Genomic DNA, 14,863 nt, shown 5'->3' with positions numbered 1-14,863 from the left:
CTCGGCGCCTCCTTCGGGAGGCGCCTTTTTCTTTGCCCGGCGCGGCGGCGAGGCGCCGGTCGGCGCGGCCCGCGTATCGGCACACGCCCACCCCGCCCCCGGGCAAGGCTCCGGCCATTGTCGAAAGCTTAAGTGACTATTGCCCGAGCGACGGCGACACAGCCTGCGCCGGCACGCCCTTCTTCAGCATCAGCCGCGTTTCGCCGGTCGCCCCGCTGGCGAGCAGATCGAGCACCTCGATCGCCACGTCCTGCGGCGTGAGGCTGTCGGGCGTGTGCAGTTGCGGCGGGAACAGATCGCTCGTAAAGCCGCCGGGGCAGATGGCGTTGATGCGCACGGGCCCTGACGGATGCGCCGCGCCCAGGCTGCGCACCAGCCCGACCAACGCATGTTTGGTCAGCGAATAGATCGGGTCGAAGGGGATCGGCGCCAGACCGCCCATCGAACTGGTGATCGTGATCGCCCCGCCGCCGTGCCGCGCCATGCCGGGCAGCAGCGCCTGCAACCCGAACACCACGCCGTCGATATTGACGCGGCGCAGCGCCTCGTAGCGCCCGAGCGCGAAATCCTCGATCGGCGGCACCGACAGCGCCACGTCGAGCGGGCGGGTCATGATGCCGGCGTTCAGATGCGCAAAGCCGATCGGCCCCAGCTCGGCGGTCACCGCCGCGACCGCCGCCGTCCATTCGTCGGCGGAACCCACATCGACGTGCCAGAAGCGTCCACCCGTCGCGCGCGCGACGGCTAGGCCGTCGGCTTCGTTGACGTCGAAGATCGCGACGCGCGCACCGGCCTCGGCCGCGAGGGTCGCCGTCGCCGCGCCCAGCCCGGTCGCACCGCCGGAAACCAGCACGACCTGCCCCTCAAAAGCCGCCATTGCCGTTCCTCCCGTCCGCGATGACTCTCAGGCAGCCGCGATCAGCCCCAACCGCTGCGCCAGCCCGCGCGCCGCAGCGTCGGGGAAAAGTTCGTCGACCCCGCCCTTCGCCAACGCGTCGAGCACCGCCCCGGTCAGCACGCTTGGCGGATTGAGCTGCGTCTTGTCGGTGGTTTCGAGATGCATCCCGGTGTCGTAGCCGCCGGCATAGACCGCCATGACCGCGACCCCCTCTCCGGCGAAATCGACGCGCAGCCCTTGCGTCATCGAACGCGCCGCCGCCTTCGACGCATTATAGCTACCGACAAGCGGCATATAGGTGAGCGCGGCGATCGACAGGATGTTGACGATCGTGCCCTTCGACCGGATCAGCGCGGGTGCGAACGCGCGCGCCATCGCGAGCGGGCCGAAATAATTGACCTCCATCTCGTGCCGCGCCTGGTCGAGGTCGGGCGCGCTCAGGAAGCCGGCATAATGGAGAACGCCCGCATTGTTCACCAACACGGTGACGTCGCCGGCCTCGCGCGCCGCCTGCTCGACCTGCTCGGGCCGGGTCGTATCGACGACCACGGGGTGGACGCGCGGGTCGATCGCGGCGACGGCCGCCGCCGCTTCCGCGTTCCGAACGCCGGCGTAAAGTTTCGGCACGCCCGCATCGAGAAATGCATCGACAAAGGCGCGTCCGATACCGCGCGACGAGCCGGTGACCAGTGGCCGGCATTGCTCGAAATTCATGCGTCTCTCCCGACATGCTCGGCTGCCGCGGACAGCGCGGCGACCGCGTGCCCCGCCAGCCCGGCCCGCATATTTGCGACGCCTTCCGACAAAAGTAGTGTATGATATATTTTTTTCGGGCATGCAAGCCGTCCGCTGCGCAAAGCGGAAGCGGCCAGGCGCCGACCGGCGGCGCGCTTACCCGCGGATTGTACGTTCAATCTGCGATTTTTCCTGCATTTTTCCGAAAGCTGCTTCCGCGCCGCGGGTCGGGAAAGCGCCATGCGCCGCCTTGACAAGAATGAAGCGCGTGATAGTTTTGACGGGCGCAAAGACGCGATGTGCGAAGGCGGAAACCTTCGGCAAAGGGAGAGCGAGCATAATGAGCGAGGCGAGAACCTGTCCGGTCGACGGCGTCGTCGAAGTCGACATGAATTCGGAGGCGTTCGCCGAGAATTTCAAGGACATCTATACCCAGATGCACGCGAGCGGATGCCCCTATGCGCATTCCTCGGCCGGCGATTTCTACGCGATCGGCAAGCATCAGGACATCGTCAAAGCCTGCACCAACACCAAGCTGTGGAGCAGCAAGCTCGGCCCCGCGCTGCAATATCAGTCGCCCGAGACCCCCGGGGTCCTCGTCAGCGTCGACCCGCCCGAACATACGTTCGAGGCGCGGCTGGTCGGCAAGGCCTTTTCGAAGGTCTATTTCGAATCCTTTATCCCCGGCATCAAGGCGTTCCTCAACGAGCGCATCGACAGCTTCATCGCCAACGGCCGCTGCGACATTCACAAGGAAATTTCGGAGCCACTGCCGCTTTGGGTGATTTTCGCCATGTTCGGCAAGGCGATCGACGATGAGGGGATCGACGCCTATCGCGAGGGCTTCGTCGGCTCGATCGGCCAGATGCTGGCGCCCAATCCGGTGCGCCCGCCGTCGCGCAACGCCTTTGCCGACAGCTTCCTGTCGGACCATCTGGCCGATGTGAAGCGCAAGCTGGCGTCGGGCGAAGCGCAGGCGGACGACAATCTGCTCACCCGCTTCATCACCACCGAAATCGAAGGCCGCCGGCTCACCGACGACAAGATTCTCGCCTTCTGCAACTTCCTGCTCGCCGCGGGCAGCGGCACGACGACGATCCTGCTGTCGGGCCTGCTCTATCAGCTGCTGAGCTCGCCTGAGCAGTTCGCGAAGCTGAAGGCGAATCCCGATCTCGTCCCGCTCGCGATCGAAGAGTCGCTGCGCGTCGAATCACCGCTCCACGGGCTGTTCCGTACCAATAATGAGGAAGTCACCGTCGGACCGCTGACCATCCAGCCCGACACCAAGGTGATGATGATGTGGGCGGCCGCCAACCTCGACCCGACAGTGTTCCCCAACCCCGAAAAATTCGACCTCGACCGCGATCTCGCCGACGTCCGCAAGCATCTCGCCTTCGGCTATGGCATCCACATCTGCCGCGGCGCGCCGCTGTCGCGGATCGAGGCGCGGCTGTTCCTCGAAACCATCCTCGAACGGCTGCCAAATTTGCGCTTCGACGGCCCGATGAAGAAGGATCACCGCATCCCGATCTTCAACGGCATCGGCGAGCTGCCGGTCGCCTGGGACGTCTGACGCCGCACAAGGCAATCGGCGCTGCGCCCCCTGGCGCGGGCCATCCAATATCGATCGGGATGATATGATGAACGAAAAGGCGCGGATGGTTGTTCTGGCCCGGCGGCCGGGAGCGGATATTTCGGTCGACGATTTCGCGGTCGAGGAACGCCCACTGCCCGAACCGGGCGAAGGCCAGGTACAGGTTCGCAATCGCTATATCAGTGTCGACCCCTATATGCGCCTCGCGCTCAGCGACCGGAACGGCGTCAGCGCCGCCAAGCCGGTCGGCGACGCGATGACCGGCGGCGCCGTCGGCATCGTCGAGGCCTCACGCGCTCCCGCGCTGCCCGTCGGGACGATGGTGACCAGCCAGTTCGGCTGGCGCGACCGCTTCGTCGCCGATGCCGCTGCGGTCCAGCCGGTCGCGGCGGACGTCGGGCGCCCGAGTTGGTATCTCGGCCTGTTGGGGCTGACAGGGCTCACCGCCTATGCGGGGATCGAATATATATTGGAGCCCAAGGCCGGCGAGACCGTCTTCGTTTCTGGCGCCGCGGGCGCGGTCGGCTCGGTCGCGGCGCAGCTTGCCAAACGGCGCGGCTGCCGCGTAATCGCCACCGCCGGCACCGACGAAAAGGTTGCCTGGCTCAAGGACGTGCTGCACCTTGATGCGGTGGCCAATTATGCCACCACCGACCTTACGGCGTTTCTGGCGAAGCAATGTCCCGCCGGAATCGACCATTATTTCGACAATGTCGGCGGCCCGACGCTCGATGCTGCGATCACCGCGATGAAGCCCAAGGGGCGCATCGTCGTGTGCGGCGCCATCTCGCAATATAACACCCCCAATTATTGCGCGGGTCCAGGCGAGTTCTTCAAAATCTCCGAAAAGGGGATCACGATCGTCGGGCTCAACGTCGGCATGTGGTTCGACCGCGGCAAGGAGGCCTTTGGCGATCTCGCGCGGCACCTCGCGGCGGGCGAGCTGGTGTGGGAGGAAACGGTGGTCGACGGACTCGACAATGCCCCGCACGCCTTCGTGTCGCTCTTCGCGGGCCAGAACAAAGGGAAGATGATCGTCGCCATCGACCCGGCATCCTGATCGAACGGAGCGGAAAAGCCATGGCCCTCACGCATATTATGACGCCGATCCGCATCGGCACGGTCGAGATCAAGAACCGCGTCTTTCGCTCCGCGCACACCACCGCCATCGGCGGCGGCACGCTGAGCGACGACCTGGTCGCCTATCACGAGGCGCGCGCGCGCGGCGGGGTCGGCTTGAGCGTGATCGAGGCGATGTCGGTGCATCCTTCGTCGCTCGCGGCGCTCAACATGATCGACCCGTCGCTCGCCGAAAAATATCCGCGCATGATGGACCGGCTGCGCCCGAACGGCATGCGCGTGTTCCAGCAGTTGTTCCACGCCGGCCAGCATGGCCGCACGCTCGACGGATCGCCGCCTTGGGCGCCGTGCGACCAGCCGGGCGTGACCAGCGGCGTTGCCCCCGTGCCGATGACCAAGACGATGATCGACTCTATGGTCGGCGCCTATGCGGCGGCATCGGCGAAGCTCGAACAATGGGGCTGCGAGGGGGTCGAATTCCATTGCGGCCACGGTTTCCTGCCGCAGCAATTCCTGTCGACCTATGCCAATGACCGCACCGACGATTATGGCGGATCGCTCGAAAATCGCGCGCGCTTCACGATGGAGGCGCTCGCCGCGATCCGCGCCAGCGTCGGCGCCGGTTTCGTTGTCGGCATCCGCCTGTCGCCCGACATGCTGGAGGGCGGGGTCGGCGTCGAGGATAATCTGGCGCTCGCGCAAATGGCCGAGACTGCGGGCCTCGTCGATTATGTCAGCATCTCGTCGGGCACCTTCCAGACGATGGACAAGACGATCGGCGGGATGCACGAACCCATGGGGTTCGAGATGCCCGTCACCACCCCGATCACCTCGCAGCTCAATGTGCCGACGATGGTCGTCGGGCGATACCGCACGCTCGAGGAGGCCGATCAGGCGATCCGCGCCGGCGACGGCGACATGGTCGCGATGGTCCGCGCGACGATCGCCGACCCGGATCTCGTCGAAAAGACGCTCGCCGGCCATCCCGAGCAGGTCCGCCCGTGCATTGGGTGCAACCAGGGCTGCATCGGCCAGTTGCAGGCGCCCCCGAACCGCATGGGCTGTGTCGTCAATCCGGCGGTGGGCTATGAGCTCAAGATGGGCGACGACCGGCTAGCGCCGGCCGACCAGCCGGCGAAGATCCTGATCATCGGCGGCGGCCCCGCCGGGATGGAGGCCGCCCGCGTTGCGGCGCTGCGCGGACATCAGGTCGTGCTCGCCGAAGCCGAGTCCGACCTCGGCGGTAGCGCCAAGCTCGCCGCCATCGCCCGGACTCGTGCCGGCATCCGCGACATCCTCGTCTGGCTGCAGGACGAGGTCTATCGCCTTGGCGTCGACGTCCGCACCAGCAGCTATCTCGATATCGACGACATTCTCGCCGAGGCGCCCGACAAGGTCATCCTCGCCACGGGTTCGATGCCGCGCATGGACGGCATCCAGCTGTCCAATCCGGGCGAGCCGATTACGGGCTTCGCGCAGCCGCATGTGCTGTCGTCGAACGACCTGTTCCTGTCGCCCAACCGCGCCCCCGGAAAGTCGGCGGTCGTGATCGACGACAGCGGCCATTATGAAGCGATCGCCTGCGCCGAATATCTCGCCGAACGCGGCGCCGAGGTCACCTTTATCACGCGGCATATTTCCTTCGCCCCGCTGGTCGAAAGCGCCTTGATGACCGAGCCCGCGCTGCGCCGGCTGCACGAAGGCAAGTTCACGCTCCACACGCGGATGCGCGCGCTGTCGATCGGCCCCGATCATGTCGTGATCGCGCCGACCTTCCTGCCCGCGAACAGCAACGCGACGCTCAGCGTGCCGGCCGACACGGTCGTCTTCGTCTCGCGCAACCGGCCGAGCCGCGATCTTGCCGAGGCGCTGCAGGAGAGCGGCGTCGCGGTATCGCTGGTGGGTGATGCCAACGCGCCGCGCTTTCTGCTCGCCGCCATCCGCGAAGGCAATCTCGCGGGCGCCGCAGCCTGAATCAACGCCCGCCGGGCATCGCATCCATTTTGTTGCAAATGTATTGCGCGTTATATAAATGATTCGTCCGCACAGGTAATCAGGCCCGGCGCAACGAGAATGGGTGGGGATATGGACAACGCGCAGGGGCTTTCCCCGATCGCCGCAGGATTGTGGGACGACGGCCCGCCACCGCGCCTGATCGGCGGCCGGAAGGCCAATGGCGAAATCGTCTTTCCCTTGCCCGACGAGCCGCTGGAGCCGCTCGAACGCGTCGCGCTTGCGACCAGCGGAACCCTCTGGTCGTGGACCAGCCAGGAGTTTCAGCCCAAGTCGCCCTTTGCCGGTCCCGAGCCGTTCGAGCCCTTTCTGCTCGGCTATATAGAGTTGGCGAATGAAGTGATCGTCGAGAGCCGCATCGTCGAAACGTCGATCGACCGGCTGGAGCTCGGGATGCCGATGCAGCTCGTGATCGTCCCCTTCGACGACCATCGCAGCACCTTTGCCTTTCGTCCGGAGCAGCGCGCATGAGCGAGAACGTCCATATCATCGGCGCGGGCATCCATGCCTTTGGCCGGACCGAGGGGCGGTCGGGGCGCGCGCAGGGCGTCTTTGCGCTGCGTCAGGCGCTTGCCGACGCGGGGATCGAATGGGCCGACATCGGCTTCGCCAGCGGCGGCTCGATCGCCGCCGGGTCGGCCGACATCATGGTCAACGACCTCGGGCTGACCAGCCTGCCCTTCATCAACGTCGCCAACGGCTGCGCGACCGGAGGCAGCGCGCTGACCGCGGCGCATAATGCTATCGCGTCGGGAATGTGCGACGTCGCGGTTGCGGTCGGCTTCGACAAGCATGAACGCGGCGCCTTCAACGCCAAGCCGTCGAACTACGGCCTTCCCGCATGGTATGGCGAGACCGGCATGATGCTGACGACGCAGTTCTTCGCGCTCAAGATCCAGCGCTACATGAAGCTGCACGGCATCAGCCGTGAGACGCTCGGCCGGGTCGCCGAAAAGGCGTTCCGCAACGGCGCGCTGTGCGACCATGCCTGGCGGCGTTCGCCGGTCGACATCGAGACGATCCTCAATGCGCCGATGGTCAACGATCCGCTGACCAAATATATGTTCTGCTCGCCCGCCGAGGGCGGGGTCGCGCTCGTCCTCGCCAGCGAAAAGAAGCTGCGCGAGCTCGGAAGCGACGGCGTGCGGATCGACAGCATCGCCTTTCGCACCCGCCCCGAAGGTTCGTTCGAGGTCTTCGCGCCGTCGATCCGCACGCCGCCCGGCGGTAAGCCCACCGTGCTCGCCAGCCAGGCCGCGTTCGAACAGGCGGGCATCGGTCCCGGTGACGTCGATGTCGCGCAGTTGCAGGACACCGAAAGCGGCGCCGAGATCATGCACATGGCCGAGAACGGCTTCTGCGCCGACGGCGAGCAGGAGGAGTGGTTCGCCAACGGCTGGAGCGAGATCGGCGGCAAGCTGCCGATCAACACCGACGGCGGCTGCCTTGCCTGCGGCGAGCCGGTCGGCGCGTCGGGGCTCCGCCAGGTCTATGAAAATGTCCAGCAACTGCGTGGCCGCGCGGGCGCACGCCAGGTGCCGCGCGATCCCAAGGTCGGATACAGCCATGTCTATGGCGCGCCGGGCCTGTCGGCGGTCGCGATCGTCACGCGCTAACGCCCAAACCGCCTTTGCGCGCTGAAGGAGCCAGAATTGCAGCAACAGGACCAGAGGGCCACCGCGCCCGGGACGCCGAACCTGCGCTACAGCTATTATGTCGTGCTGCTGCTGATGCTGACCTATATCCTGTCCTTCCTCGACCGGGTGCTCATCAGTCTGCTTGCCGAACCGATCCGCGCGGAATTCGATCTTGGCGATACCGAAATCGGCCTGCTCGTCGGCTTCGGCTTCGTGCTCTTCTATACCGTGCTGGGCCTGCCCTTTGGCGCAGCCGCCGACCGCTTCAACCGGCGCAACCTGATCGTCCTCGGCCTTATCGGCTGGAGCTTGGCCACCGCTGGGAGCGGACTGATCGGCGGCTTCGGGGGCCTGCTGGTCATGCGCGCGCTCGTCGGGGTCGGCGAGGCGACGCTGTCGCCCGCCGCGCTCTCGACGATCGCCGACCGCTTCCCGCCCGAGCGGCTCGCCTTCGCTATCGCGCTCTATTCGTCGGGGGTCGTGCTCGGCGGCGGGCTGGCGATGGGTTTCGGCGGCATGCTCGCCGATTGGGCCGCAGAGACGAGCGTCTCGCTCGGCGCGCTGGGAACGGTCAGCGACTGGCGGCTCGCGATGCTCGCCGTCGGGCTGCTTGGCCTGCCGCTCGCGCTGCTACTGCTCACGACGATGCGCGAAGCGCCGCGGACGGCGGCGCGGGCCGAGGTTCCGGGCTTCGGCGTGCTGCTCGCGACGATCCGGACGAACGCCCGGGCCTTTGCGACGGTCTTCCTCGGCTTCGGCTCGATCGTCATCGCCGGCTATATCCCGATGCTGTGGGGACCGGCGCTGCTCGCGCGCGAACATGGCATGGCGGCGCCCGACATCGGCCTCTCGCTCGGGGTGATCGTCGGGCTATGCGGCTTTGTCGGCGTCCTCAGCGGCGGCCTCCTCTCCGACCGGATGACGCGGCGCGGGATCGTGCATGCCCCGATCCTGCTCGTACTCGCGACCCTGCCGCCGCAGGCGCTGGCGTTCGGGGCGGCCTATATGCTGCCCCACACGCCGACGGTGCTCGTCCTGCTCGGGATCGGCGCCTTCCTCTCCTCGATGCTCGGCGGACTCCAGGCGACGACGGTGCAGCTGCTGGCGCCGGCGACGATGCGCGGGCGGGCCATGGCGCTGTATCTGCTCGTCGTGACAGTGCTGGGGATGGGGTTCGGGCCACTCGTCATCGGGCTACTTAGCGACCATGTCTTCGCGTCGCTATCGGCGTCACTGGCCACGGTATCCACGGCGGCGCTCGCCGCCGCCTCGGCCATTCTGCTGGCAGGACGGAACGCCGTTCGCGACGCATTGCTGACGACGAACAATATAGACCGATAGCGACGTCCGAATGCCAGGCGGGATCAAAACCGCGTACCGTTCAGCCCTATTCTATAGCATGCATTTCCCAGAGATCCGCGCGGAAGTTCGGCACCTGTGCGCCGCGGCTCCCTGGAAACAATAGACGAACGACGGCTTTGCAGATTAGCTGTGGAACTGCCGAACGCCCGACATCGAGGCGCAAAGCAGACCCTCTGGTACAAGGGTGCGCCGAATCATTTTGCAGCCAACGCAGCGGTCCAAGTCGATTTTGCGATCCACCTGTTTGGCGCATGTATCGCAGATGTGGAAGGAGACGCACGGAGGAAGGAGCTTCTCCAGCATTTCAATAGTTTATTGAAGCTCTGGATGCCCCGCGAGGATTCGAACCTCGATAGGCGGTATCAGAAACCGCAGTCTTACCATTAGACGACAGGGCAGCAGAGGCGGGCGCATTATGATTCCGCATGCCCGCTGTCAAGGCCGTTGCGGCCTGTCGATCGCTGCCCCTTGCTCTGTCGCAAATCGCCGCTAGCATCGCCGCATAACAAGACAAGGGGGCCGCTGACCCATGCGGACACCCCGAAGGAGTGGGCTGAATGCGTCATGTCGCGATCGTCGGTTCGGGTCCGGCCGGCTATTACACCGCCGAAACCTTGCAGAAAGCCGAGGACATCGCCGTCGACGTCATCGACCGCCTGCCCGTCCCCTATGGCCTGATCCGCACCGGGGTCGCGCCCGACCACCAGTCGATCAAGGCAGTGTCGCGCCGTTACGAAGGCGTCGCGCTCGCCGACAATGTCCGCTTCGTCGGCCATGTCTCGGTCGGCACCGACGTGACGATCGACGAGCTGGTCGGGCTTTACGACGCGGTCGTGCTCGCGACCGGGGCACCGAACGACCGGCCGCTCGACATTCCGGGTGCCGATTTGCCCGGGGTGATCGGCAGCGCGGCCTTCGTCGGCTGGTACAATGGCCACCCCGATTTCGCAGGCCTCGACCCGCAGCTGACCGCCGCCGGGGTCGCGGTGATCGGCAACGGCAATGTCGCATTGGACGTCGCGCGCATCCTCGCCAAGACGCCGGGTGAATTCGCCGGCAGCGACATCGTCGCGCACGCGCGCGAGACGCTGGCGGGCAGCGCGGTGCGCCATATCCATATTCTCGGCCGCCGCGGGCCGCACCAGATCGCGATGACGCCCAAGGAACTCGGCGAACTCGGGCATCTCGAACGCGCCAGCCCGCGCGTCGACCCCGCCGACCTGCCGCCCGAGGGCGACGATGCGCTGCTCGAACCCGGGATGCGCAAGTCGGTGACGCATTTGCGCAGTTTCAGCGCCAACCCCGTCGCCAAGCCGGTGACGATCGATTTCGATTTCTTCGCGATGCCGGTGGCGATCGAGGGGGACGGCAAGGTCCAGCGTGTCGTCATCGAACGCACCAAACTCGACGCCGAACTGCGCTCGGTCGCGACCGGCGAAACCTACACGATCGAAGCAGGGCTGGTGGTGAGCTGCATCGGGTACCAGACCCCGCCGATCCCGGGCGTGCCCTATGAGCATGGTCGCGGACGCTTCGCCAACACCGACGGGCGGATCCTGCCGGGCCTTTATTGCGTCGGCTGGGCGCGGCGCGGGCCGTCGGGGACGATCGGCACCAACAAGCCCGACGGTATCCGCATCGCCGAAATGGTGATCGAGGATGTCGGACGCGGCGGCGGCAAGGCGGGACGCGCGGGACTCGACGCCTTGCTCGCGAGCCGCGATGTCGTGCCGGTGACCTTTCGCGACTGGCGCAAGATCGAAGCCGCCGAAGTCGCCGCCGCGCTAGACGGCAACCCGCGCGAAAAATTCACCAGCGTCGAAGCGATGCTGGCGGCGATCGGACGGTAGGGTCGGCTTCTCTTTCCGCTCGTGTCGAGCGAAGTCGAGACACGCGACCGCATAAGCCGCCAAACGTATCTCGACTTCGCTCGATACGAACGGGGGTGGGGAACCTAGGGCGCTTCCGCCAGCAGCGGGTCGAGCGCCGCCTTGAACTCGCGGTCGGTGTAAGCACCCTTCTTCGCGTGGCGGACGATGCCCTTGCGGTCGATGATATAGGTCGAGGGCACAGCATTATCGATCGACCCATAATTGCCGGTCATTCGGTTCGACAGCGGATAGGAGAGCACGTCGCTGACCTTCTTCAGCTGCGCCTTGGGAACGCTGTCCTCGGTCGTCACCCCGAACATCTCGAGCCCGCGCGCCTGATTGGCTTTGAAATAGCGGTGCATCATCGGCATTTCGGCCTTGCACGGCGCGCACCAGGTCGCCCAATAGTTGATCACGACGACCTTGCCCTTCATCTCGGCCAGCGTCACCTTGCGCTTGTCGAAGGTGGTGAGGGTGAAGGCCGGGGCGGCAAAGCCCGGGGTCGGCGTCTTGCCCGGCGAGGCGCCGAGCAGCAGCAGGGCAGCGAGCGGCGCGAACAGCAGGCGGGCAGGAATGATCTTCATGGCACGACTAGACGAAAAAACATGAGTCCAGGCAAGCCCGAAAGCCCGGTCCGCACCGCGCTGCGCTGGCTGCTCGCGCTCGCTTATGCCTATGCGGGCTATCGCCACCTCGCGACCCCCGCGCCTTTTCTGGCGATCACCCCGTCCTGGGTGCCCTTTCCCGCCGACGTCGTCGCCGCGACCGGCGTCGCCGAACTCGCCGGTGCGGCGGGGCTGATGATCCCGCAGGTGCGCAAGGCGGCGGGCTGGGGCCTCGCTCTCTATGCGCTGTGCGTCTGGCCCGCGAATTTCCACCACGCGTTCGCCCATGTCGCGATCGGCGGCGAGACGCTGAGCTGGTGGTACCATGGCCCGCGTCTCGCGCTGCAGCCGGTGATCATCTGGTGGGCGCTGTGGGCGGGCGGGGTGACCGACTGGCCGTTCGCCAAGAAATGACAGTCGCCCGGGGCCGCTGTCGGTTTACGCAGCGGTGCAAGACCAAGCCGATAGCGGCCCCCGCCTGCGCGGGGGCGACGGGGCGTTATTTCGCGACGGGCGTCTCGATCGGCGGCTGGCCCTTCTGGCTTGCGGCATAGGCCTCGACCGCCTTCAGCACGCGCAGCATGTTGCCGCTCGAAATCTTCTCGAGCTCGGCCTGCGTATAGCCGCGCCGCGCGAGTTCGGCGAACAGGCGCGGATAGCCGGTGACATCCTCCAGCCCGACCGGGGTCGCGTCCATCCCGTCATAATCGCCGCCGATGCCGATATGATCGACGCCGATCGTCTTCTTCAGATGGTCGATATGGTCGGCCGCGATGCCGATCGGCGTCTGCGGCGGCGGGTTCGCCGCGTCCCACGCCTTGAGCGCCGCGGCGGCGCCATCGGGGTTGCCGACATATTGCGCATCGAGCCGCGCCTTTTGGGCGGTGCGCGACAGGCCATGTTCGCGTAATTTGGGATCGAGGAAGGCCGCATAGAGCACGACCATCACGACGCCGCCGTTCGCCTTCACCGCGGGCAGCACCGAGTCGGGGACGTTGCGGGGGTGGTCGTTGACCGCGCGCACCCCCGAATGGCTGAACATCACCGGCGCCTTCGACACCTCGAGCGCGTCCTTCATCGTCGCTTCGCTGACATGGCTGAGGTCGACGATCATGCCGATGCGGTTCATTTCGCGCACGACCTGCTTGCCGAAATCGGTGAGTCCGTCGTGCTGCGGCGCGTCGGTCGCGCTGTCGGCCCAGGGCGTGGTCTTGCCGTGGGTCAGCGTCATATAGCGCACGCCCATGCCGTAAAGCTGGCGCAGCACCGCGAGCGACGAGCCGATCGACTGGCCGCCCTCCGCCCCGAGCATGCCCGCGACCTTGCCCGCCTTCATCTGGCTTTCGAGTTCGGCCGAGGTCTGGGCGAAGCCGAGGTCGTTCGGGTAGCGCGCGATCAGCCGTTTCGCGACATCGATCTGCTCGATCGTCTGCTGCACCGCCTGCTGCTCGTTCGTATTCGACGGCACATAGACCGACCAGAATTGCGCCCCGACATGCCCCTTGCGCAGCCGCTGGATGTCGGTGTGCATCACACTTCCGTCGGGCTTGGGCCTGGTGGTGTCGTTGAAGTCGAAATCGTTGATGACGTTGCCGACGCTGCCCCGCAGCTCCCACGGCACGTCATTATGCCCGTCGAAGACCGGCGCCTTCTTGAGCGCCGCCTCGGCGATCGCCTCGGGGGTCTTCTGGGCCAGGGCGGGGGTGGAGATCAGGGCGAAGGCGGCGAGGCCGGCGAGCAGGTGCGACTTGTTCATGGCGCGACCCTAATGGGTTGATGGCGCGGTGCAAGCCCGAGACGGCTCGTATAACGGGAAGGCATATGCTATGCAGTTTCGCGGTCAGGGAAACGTCGCTTGACGTTTACGTAAGCCCCGCGCAGCATCGCGCCATGACAGCTTTCGACGACTGGCGCGCACGTTCGCCCTATTATGACGAAACCCATGAGGCGCTGGCGCAGAGCGTGCGGCGGTTCGTCGAGCGCGAGATCGCACCGCATATCGACCGCTGGGAGGCCGAGGGCGAATTGCCGCGCGAGCTGCACAAAAAGGCCGCCGAGGCGGGCATATTGGGGCTGCGCTATCCCGAGCAATATGGTGGCCATTCGGAAGGCTTCGACAATTTTCACGGGCTGGTGCTGACCGAGGAGCTCGCCGCGGTCGGCGCGGGCGGGCTCGGCGCGTCGCTGATGACGCATGGTATCGGCCTGCCGCCGATCCTCGCGCTCGGCTCGGAGGAATTGAAGCAACGCGTCGCGCCGCCGGTGCTCGCGGGCGACAAGATCATCGCGCTCGGTATCACCGAGGCGGGCGGCGGCAGCGACGTCGCGAACCTCAAGACCACGGCCGTGCGCGACGGCGATCACTATGTGGTCAACGGCGGCAAGATGTTCATCACCAGCGGCATGCGCGCCGACTGGCTGACCTGCGCGGTGCGTACCGGCGGCCCGGGTGCTGTGGGCATCTCGCTGCTGCTGATCGAGATGGATGCGCCCGGCGTCGAGCGCACAAGGCTCGACAAGATGGGCTGGCGCTGCAGCGACACCGCCGCGATTCACTTCAGCGACGTCCGCGTCCCCGCCGAAAATCTGATCGGGCCCGAGAATGGCGGCTTCATCGGCATCATGCGCAATTTCAACAGCGAGCGGCTCGGCATGGCCATGGGCTGCTGCGCCTATGCGCGCGTCGCTCTCGCCGAAGCGGCCGAGTGGGCACAGCAACGCGAAACCTTCGGCAAGCCGCTCGTCGGCCACCAGTCGATCCGCATCAAGCTCGCCGACATGGAGCGCCAGATCGAGGCGACGCAGGCGTGGGTCGACCTCGCCGCCTGGCAGGTCAAGAACGGCAAGGACCGACCCGCCGACTTCGCGATGCTCAAGGTGCAGGCGACGCGGATGCTGGAGTCCGTCGCGCGCGAGGCGGCGCAGGTGCTTGGCGGCGCGAGTTACATCACCGGCAGTAAAGTCGAGCGCATCTACCGCGAGGTCCGCGTCAACGCGATCGGCGGCGGCAGCGAGGAGATCATGCTCGACCTGGCGGGGCGGCAATTGTTCGGCGGCAGGCGTTAGGC

Annotated in this window: 13 protein-coding genes and 1 tRNA gene; 9 read left to right on the top strand and 5 right to left on the bottom strand. The window is 66.3% G+C overall.

Features of this window, described 5'->3' with window-relative positions:
- Positions 1-136 precede the first annotated feature (136 nt).
- Positions 137-877 (bottom strand): SDR family NAD(P)-dependent oxidoreductase, encoded by a 741-nt coding sequence (locus tag AC07U1_RS07245; protein ID WP_495176993.1) that lies wholly within the window; start codon positions 875-877, stop codon positions 137-139.
- A gap of 27 nt (positions 878-904) precedes the next feature.
- Positions 905-1,612 carry an SDR family NAD(P)-dependent oxidoreductase gene (locus AC07U1_RS07240; RefSeq protein WP_495176994.1) on the bottom strand — a complete coding sequence of 236 codons (708 nt, stop codon included), beginning with the start codon at positions 1,610-1,612 and terminating at the stop codon, positions 905-907.
- Positions 1,613-1,973: 361 nt separating this feature from the next.
- On the opposite strand from AC07U1_RS07240, the gene AC07U1_RS07235 reads away from it, so the two are divergent.
- The 6 genes from AC07U1_RS07235 to AC07U1_RS07210 all read left to right on the top strand — a co-directional run bounded on the left by AC07U1_RS07235 (position 1,974) and on the right by AC07U1_RS07210 (position 9,298).
- Positions 1,974-3,206 carry a cytochrome P450 gene (locus AC07U1_RS07235; protein WP_495176995.1) on the top strand — a complete coding sequence of 411 codons (1,233 nt, stop codon included), beginning with the start codon at positions 1,974-1,976 and terminating at the stop codon, positions 3,204-3,206.
- Positions 3,207-3,273: 67 nt separating this feature from the next.
- Positions 3,274-4,287: a zinc-binding dehydrogenase gene (locus AC07U1_RS07230; protein WP_495197672.1), complete on the top strand. Its 1,014-nt coding sequence runs from the start codon at positions 3,274-3,276 to the stop codon at positions 4,285-4,287.
- 20 nt (positions 4,288-4,307) lie between these two features.
- Positions 4,308-6,281, top strand: a complete 1,974-nt coding sequence (locus AC07U1_RS07225; protein ID WP_495176997.1) for an oxidoreductase — start codon at positions 4,308-4,310, stop codon at positions 6,279-6,281.
- A gap of 111 nt (positions 6,282-6,392) precedes the next feature.
- Positions 6,393-6,791 (top strand): Zn-ribbon domain-containing OB-fold protein, encoded by a 399-nt coding sequence (locus AC07U1_RS07220; RefSeq protein ID WP_056342656.1) that lies wholly within the window; start codon positions 6,393-6,395, stop codon positions 6,789-6,791.
- Positions 6,788-7,936 carry a thiolase family protein gene (locus tag AC07U1_RS07215; protein ID WP_495176998.1) on the top strand — a complete coding sequence of 383 codons (1,149 nt, stop codon included), beginning with the start codon at positions 6,788-6,790 and terminating at the stop codon, positions 7,934-7,936. Before AC07U1_RS07220 ends, AC07U1_RS07215 begins: the two co-directional genes overlap by 4 nt.
- Positions 7,937-7,972: 36 nt before the next feature.
- Entirely contained in the window at positions 7,973-9,298 is a 1,326-nt protein-coding gene (locus AC07U1_RS07210) for an MFS transporter (protein ID WP_495176999.1), read from the top strand.
- Positions 9,299-9,643: 345 nt separating this feature from the next.
- Here the strand turns inward: AC07U1_RS07210 and AC07U1_RS07205 are convergent.
- Positions 9,644-9,717, bottom strand: a tRNA-Gln gene (locus tag AC07U1_RS07205).
- A 159-nt stretch (positions 9,718-9,876) separates the two neighbouring features.
- Between AC07U1_RS07205 and AC07U1_RS07200 the strand changes: the two genes are divergently transcribed.
- Positions 9,877-11,169, top strand: coding sequence for an FAD-dependent oxidoreductase (locus AC07U1_RS07200; RefSeq protein ID WP_495177000.1), 1,293 nt, complete (start codon positions 9,877-9,879; stop codon positions 11,167-11,169).
- A gap of 104 nt (positions 11,170-11,273) precedes the next feature.
- On the opposite strand, the gene AC07U1_RS07195 is transcribed toward AC07U1_RS07200, so the two are convergent.
- Positions 11,274-11,774 (bottom strand): TlpA family protein disulfide reductase, encoded by a 501-nt coding sequence (locus AC07U1_RS07195; RefSeq protein ID WP_187139585.1) that lies wholly within the window; start codon positions 11,772-11,774, stop codon positions 11,274-11,276.
- A gap of 21 nt (positions 11,775-11,795) precedes the next feature.
- Here AC07U1_RS07195 and AC07U1_RS07190 point away from each other — a divergent pair, with 21 nt between their 5' ends.
- Complete coding sequence (locus AC07U1_RS07190) at positions 11,796-12,209, top strand: DoxX family protein (RefSeq protein WP_187139586.1); 414 nt, start codon at positions 11,796-11,798, stop codon at positions 12,207-12,209.
- Positions 12,210-12,294: 85 nt separating this feature from the next.
- Here AC07U1_RS07190 and AC07U1_RS07185 read toward each other — a convergent pair whose 3' ends face one another.
- Complete coding sequence (locus AC07U1_RS07185; RefSeq protein ID WP_495177001.1) at positions 12,295-13,551, bottom strand: dipeptidase; 1,257 nt, start codon at positions 13,549-13,551, stop codon at positions 12,295-12,297.
- A gap of 134 nt (positions 13,552-13,685) precedes the next feature.
- Here AC07U1_RS07185 and AC07U1_RS07180 point away from each other — a divergent pair, with 134 nt between their 5' ends.
- Positions 13,686-14,861 carry an acyl-CoA dehydrogenase family protein gene (locus AC07U1_RS07180; protein ID WP_495177002.1) on the top strand — a complete coding sequence of 392 codons (1,176 nt, stop codon included), beginning with the start codon at positions 13,686-13,688 and terminating at the stop codon, positions 14,859-14,861.
- The last annotated feature ends 2 nt before the right edge of the window (positions 14,862-14,863 follow it).

It is taken from the genome of Sphingopyxis sp. GW821-FHT02C12 (assembly GCF_059421785.1).
Note: the sequence above shows the minus strand (reverse complement) of the source record. Positions and strands in the feature narration are given on the sequence as shown.

Bases quoted from the DNA above. Each gene is read 5' to 3' on its own strand.
- AC07U1_RS07215 (WP_495176998.1), top strand. From the start codon at position 6,788: ATGAGCGAGAACGTCCATATCATCGGCGCGGGCATCCATGCCTTTGGC.
- AC07U1_RS07180 (WP_495177002.1), top strand. From the start codon at position 13,686: ATGACAGCTTTCGACGACTGGCGCGCACGTTCGCCCTATTATGACGAA.
- AC07U1_RS07230 (WP_495197672.1), top strand. From the start codon at position 3,274: ATGAACGAAAAGGCGCGGATGGTTGTTCTGGCCCGGCGGCCGGGAGCG.
- AC07U1_RS07185 (WP_495177001.1), bottom strand. From the start codon at position 13,551: ATGAACAAGTCGCACCTGCTCGCCGGCCTCGCCGCCTTCGCCCTGATC.
- AC07U1_RS07220 (WP_056342656.1), top strand. From the start codon at position 6,393: ATGGACAACGCGCAGGGGCTTTCCCCGATCGCCGCAGGATTGTGGGAC.
- AC07U1_RS07190 (WP_187139586.1), top strand. From the start codon at position 11,796: ATGAGTCCAGGCAAGCCCGAAAGCCCGGTCCGCACCGCGCTGCGCTGG.
- AC07U1_RS07200 (WP_495177000.1), top strand. From the start codon at position 9,877: ATGCGTCATGTCGCGATCGTCGGTTCGGGTCCGGCCGGCTATTACACC.
- AC07U1_RS07240 (WP_495176994.1), bottom strand. From the start codon at position 1,612: ATGAATTTCGAGCAATGCCGGCCACTGGTCACCGGCTCGTCGCGCGGT.
- AC07U1_RS07245 (WP_495176993.1), bottom strand. From the start codon at position 877: ATGGCGGCTTTTGAGGGGCAGGTCGTGCTGGTTTCCGGCGGTGCGACC.
- AC07U1_RS07225 (WP_495176997.1), top strand. From the start codon at position 4,308: ATGGCCCTCACGCATATTATGACGCCGATCCGCATCGGCACGGTCGAG.
- AC07U1_RS07235 (WP_495176995.1), top strand. From the start codon at position 1,974: ATGAGCGAGGCGAGAACCTGTCCGGTCGACGGCGTCGTCGAAGTCGAC.
- AC07U1_RS07195 (WP_187139585.1), bottom strand. From the start codon at position 11,774: ATGAAGATCATTCCTGCCCGCCTGCTGTTCGCGCCGCTCGCTGCCCTG.